The sequence below is a fragment of the Deltaproteobacteria bacterium genome (assembly GCA_016874775.1).
Lineage (GTDB): Bacteria > Desulfobacterota > Binatia > Bin18 > Bin18 > VGTJ01.
Genome location: VGTJ01000323.1, coordinates 1 through 3,195 on the forward strand (window position 1 = coordinate 1; position 3,195 = coordinate 3,195).

The window sequence follows — 3,195 nt, forward strand, 5'->3', positions numbered from 1 at the left end:
CTGTGCTTGGCTGCAAAAACGCCGGTCCTTCCCGGTGGAACGTCAGGTGTATGCGCTTCCCCTCGCCGCCTAGCACTTTCCATCGAGTGAGTTTCTATTTAGGGAGTAGCGAGGTGCAACGTCATTCCGGGTGAGCAACGTGAGACCCGGAATCCAGGAGGCATAAGCATCGGTTGCTGCTTCGCGCCCCTGGATGCCCGCCTTCGCGGGCATGACGAAATTGCACCCTTCAGAATCAATGAGATAATCGTTTCGGTATGATGGGAGCGCGCGCGATAATCGCTGGCTGCCCTTGCAGGTTAAGCTTCAACACAATCAGTTCGCTCCCTTCGGCTTCTTCTCCTTCTTCCTCACTGGCTTCAGCTTCCTCGTCATGATCGTGACTATGGCCGCTGCCAGACTCGTTAACGAACAGCACCCGCTCGCCATTGAGTGAAACAAAGCCGACTTCATCCGCAAGACGAATCTCACTGAATTCACCTGTTAATTCTAGGTCAGGAAGACGGTAGACATAGAGCTTCTCTGCCGGAGCGTCAGCGACCACGAGGTGGCTACTGCTTGCAGCCCACGCGCACGTGGGAGGCAACAATAGCGACAGAACAATAGCAACGAGACGATACATAGTAACTCCTTATTTCTTGAGTCCTTGACCTACGGGAACTTCGATGCTGGTCGCCATAGCGGCTGGGAAAGCGTGGCGGTCTTGCTCCCTCCGTCGACTTGCGGGGCGGGAGCCTGGCGAATGATGGCGTCACATGCGCCAATCTTCAGCCCTTCGGCATACAGTGTCTTATACAGAATCGCTTTCTCGCCGATGGTGAGGGCCGCAAGCAAACGGGCAACACGATCCTCAACGCGCTTTTGTTCTTCGAGAGTCATCGCTCATACCTCTAAACGAGATACCACTGACAGCGATGACGCTGGCTAAGGCATAGATCGTGGGTGCGGTCATGGGAGGCACGGCCACTGTAGCAAAGGCAAAAAGAAAAGCGCTTGTAATCGCATGGAGCAAAATAAGAAGTAGGGCAGCAAGCGACAGGAGGGACGCTGCTGCCCGATAGCAGAGGAAAAGTGAGGCTGCGGTGCCAGTCTGCAACTCCTTTTCTCCGCCTGACCGTGGCTGCACTGTAAGTCATCTGCTTTTACCTGTCAATACTTTTTGCAATTTAATTGTATTTAAGCTAAATCACGATAAACCGCATGGGCACCCTTGTTTCGAGAAATAATTTCTGTCACCAAGGGGAGCAACGCAATATGCAAAGAAAAGGAGTGACACGATGACACAGGTGCGTGAGATTGCTTCAGGGCTACAGTTTCCAGAAGGTCCGATTGCCATGGATGATGGCAGTGTCTTATTGGTAGAAATTAAGCGCGGGACATTGACCCGCGTGAAACCGGATGGATCACTGCACGTGATTGCTGAGACTGGTGGGGGGCCGAACGGTGCCGCGCTCGGTCCTGATGGCATGGTGTATATCTGTAACGACGGTGGCTTTGACTGGATGGAAATTGACGGCCTCACAGTTCCCGGTCATACGCCACACAACTACACCCGTGGCAGCATTCAGCGGGTGAATATCTCAACTGGTAAAGTCGAAACGTTGTACACACAGTGTGACGGTCACCATCTCAAAGGACCAAACGATATTGTCTTCGATGGCAATGGCGGCTTTTGGTTCACTGACTTCGGTAAGGTCTACGAACGCTCACAAGACCGCACCGGCATTTTCTACGCCAAGACCGACGGCTCGTTCATCAAGGAGGTGGTCTTCCCGATGCACGGACCAAACGGCATTGGCCTCGGTCCTGGTGACAAAAAGTTATACGTCGCTGAGACCATGACCGCCCGCGTCTGGGAATGGGATGTGACTGGTCCCGGACAACTTGCCCAGAAAAAAGGCGTCGGTGGACCACTGCTGCAAGGTCCAGGTGGCGCGAGTTTGCTGGCTGGCTTGCCGGGATACCAACTGTTAGATTCGCTGGCAGTGGATAGCGAAGGCTATGTCTGTGTCGCGACCATCATCAACGGTGGCATTACCGCGATTTCGCCAGATGGCAAAAAGATCGACCACGTCGCTTTGCCTGATCCACTAACGACCAATGTCTGCTTCGGTGGCAAGGATATGCGCACTGCATACGCGACCTTGTCCGGCGTCGGCAAGCTCGTGGCAGTCGACTGGCCGCGGCCTGGGCTGCGGTTGCATTACGCCGCGTAAAAACCTACCCCTAGGAGGGCGACCGCCTCGGTCGCCTCCTTTCTCTATTTGATGATTCCCTTCACTTGCAAACTCGCCTTCGTCAATTGCTGTCGCAGAGGCAGATCTTTTTCGCTGCGCATCTCGATATTCGTCGCGAAAACCCATACCTCATTATTGGCTGCCTCAACGTAGCCGACATACCAGCCAACTTGCGGTGACACTCGCACGGCCCAGCCGGTTTTGGCGCGAATGGTATATTCGGGTGTTTTTTCCATGACCATGATCTCGCGTAGCGTTTCGTAGGTCGACGGCTTAAAGGGCAGCGAGCGACCAATCACTTTGCGCAGAAACTCGATCTGTTCTTTGGCACTAATGGTGAGTGACCCATCCAACCAGAAAGTTGTGCCCTCAAACGGCTCGCGTAGCACGCCGTAGGCTGCTTGCTTGATATATGGTGGATATTTTTGGGCACCGACACGACGCGCTAGCTCTTGGTAACACCAAACGCAGGAGGCCTTGAAAGCGCTGGCTAACGTGTGGTTGCGGTTCCAATCTGGAAAGGCCTCGTACATCGTGCCATCCCACAGCAAAACTTCATCTTTGGTGACGACACCTTCTTCCAGGGCGATCAGCGAGTTGAAGATCTTGAAGGTCGAAGCGACAGCGAGTCGGGTGTTGGCGCGAGCGTCGTTGTGGATGAATTCGCGGCTGCCGTCCAGCGAGGCAATGACGATGGTTCCGTTCAATCCTTCTTTGTCAAAGAGGGCCGCGAGGTCTGTGTCTTCTGCATGAGCAGAGGAGAGAGACACGATCGATAGGATAAGCAAAAGAACCTTGTGCATGCACTGCTCTTTAGCAGACGCCGGCAGCGCTGTCATTCCTAGCTGAAACCACGGCCGCTGGCCGTGCGACCCGAAAAGCTTCGGAGCGATCCGGCGTGCAGGCCCGTCACGCACCCCATAGGTTCTCCTCCCAGGAAGGTCCGCTGGGGCAGGAA

Annotated in this window: 4 protein-coding genes; 1 reads left to right on the plus strand and 3 read right to left on the minus strand. The window is 54.6% G+C overall.

The genetic code is table 11. The features are described from left to right. Positions 1 to 235: 235 nt before the first annotated feature. Both FJ147_28030 and FJ147_28035 read right to left on the minus strand, forming a co-directional pair. Entirely contained in the window at positions 236 to 622 is a 387-nt protein-coding gene (locus tag FJ147_28030; protein ID MBM4259732.1) for a hypothetical protein, read from the minus strand. Positions 623 to 651: 29 nt separating this feature from the next. Further along, complete coding sequence (locus FJ147_28035; GenBank protein MBM4259733.1) at positions 652 to 879, minus strand: hypothetical protein; 228 nt, start codon at positions 877 to 879, stop codon at positions 652 to 654. Between the two features lie 407 nt (positions 880 to 1,286). On the opposite strand from FJ147_28035, the gene FJ147_28040 reads away from it, so the two are divergent. Then, on the plus strand, positions 1,287 to 2,216 hold the full coding sequence (locus tag FJ147_28040; protein MBM4259734.1) for an SMP-30/gluconolactonase/LRE family protein: 930 nt from the start codon (positions 1,287 to 1,289) through the stop codon (positions 2,214 to 2,216). 44 nt (positions 2,217 to 2,260) lie between these two features. Here FJ147_28040 and blaOXA read toward each other — a convergent pair whose 3' ends face one another. After that, a complete protein-coding gene (gene blaOXA / locus FJ147_28045) occupies positions 2,261 to 3,040 on the minus strand; it encodes a class D beta-lactamase (protein MBM4259735.1) in 780 nt (259 codons plus the stop codon). Between the last annotated feature and the right edge of the window lie 155 nt (positions 3,041 to 3,195).

Excerpts from the sequence above, each read along its gene's own strand:
- FJ147_28030 (MBM4259732.1), bottom strand. The coding sequence starts at position 622 with ATGTATCGTCTCGTTGCTATTGTTCTGTCGCTATTGTTGCCTCCCACG.
- blaOXA (MBM4259735.1), bottom strand. The coding sequence starts at position 3,040 with ATGCACAAGGTTCTTTTGCTTATCCTATCGATCGTGTCTCTCTCCTCT.
- FJ147_28035 (MBM4259733.1), bottom strand. The coding sequence starts at position 879 with ATGACTCTCGAAGAACAAAAGCGCGTTGAGGATCGTGTTGCCCGTTTG.